The sequence below is a fragment of the Thermoactinomyces sp. CICC 10523 genome (assembly GCF_016055105.1).
GTDB lineage: Bacteria > Bacillota > Bacilli > Thermoactinomycetales > Thermoactinomycetaceae > Thermoactinomyces_A > Thermoactinomyces_A daqus.
The window spans coordinates 1-990 of record NZ_JAECVX010000043.1 but is presented as its reverse complement, the minus strand read 5'-3'; the positions used below and the strand labels follow the sequence as shown (position 1 = coordinate 990).

At 64.0% G+C, this 990-nt stretch carries 1 protein-coding gene; it reads left to right on the top strand.

The features are described 5' to 3' along the window. Nucleotides 1-990 (top strand): KR domain-containing protein (locus tag I8U19_RS17100; protein WP_198056623.1); only part of this gene is annotated, 990 nt, incomplete at both ends.

Below are 990 nucleotides of genomic sequence, written 5' to 3'. Positions count from 1 at the left end.
TTTGCCCGGGAACGTTACTGGGTTCCTGAAGCGAAAACCGCTGCCCCTGTCCCGGCGGAGACGATGGCGGCGGCAGAAACAGAACCTGCCGGAAATGCAGAACCGGAGGAAGAAGGCTATGAACTGATGACCTTTGCCGAAGAGTGGCAGGCGGAGGATCTGCCGGAAGGCCGGGTGTCCACCCCGGCGGCACTGGTCTGTTTTCTGTCGAACCCGGATTATCAAGAGGCCGTGCATGCGGCCGTACAAGCACGCCAGCCGGGGACGGAAGTGATCTTCGTGGCCCAGGGCCGTTCCTCCGGCAAGCAGAGCCGGGGACAGTACCGCCTGAACCGCGACGACGGAGCGGCTTTCCGTCAGGTTTTGGACAGCCTCGCTTCCGATTGCGGCGGGGATTTTGCACTGCTCTACCTGTGGCCGTTGGAAGATGCGGGCTGTATTGAGGATTCGGCCGTTCTGTTCCGCCTGTTGCAGGCTGTCGGAGAAGCCGGGCGGAAACCGTCCCGGCTGTTATGGGCCGGGGCATGGAGAACGAGCCTTGAACGCTGCTGTCTGGAATCCTGGATCGGTTGGGAACGTTCCCTCGGCCTCATCCTGCCGCAGACCCGCGTCGCGGGGATTCTGCGGGAAGCCGGTCCCGGTCCGGCGGTGGACATGGAAGCCTGGCTGTCGCTCCTGTGGGCGGAGTTGCACACCCCTTCACCGCAGAGTGTCCTGTATGAGGGAGAGCAGCGGTACACCTGCCGGATCCGTCCTGTTTCTTTGGGAGAGGAAAGATGGCGCATCCAAGCGAACGGAACCTACCTGATCACCGGCGGAGGCGGCGGATTGGGCCGGATCCTGGCTGCCCGCCTGGCCCGTTCCGGGCCGGTCAACCTGATTTTGACCAGCCGTTCGCCGCTGGATGCCCGGTTGCAAGCGGAGCTGACGTTGCTGGAAGGAACGGGCAGCCGGGTGCTGTACCGGCAGGCGGACGTCTGCGATGCCGTG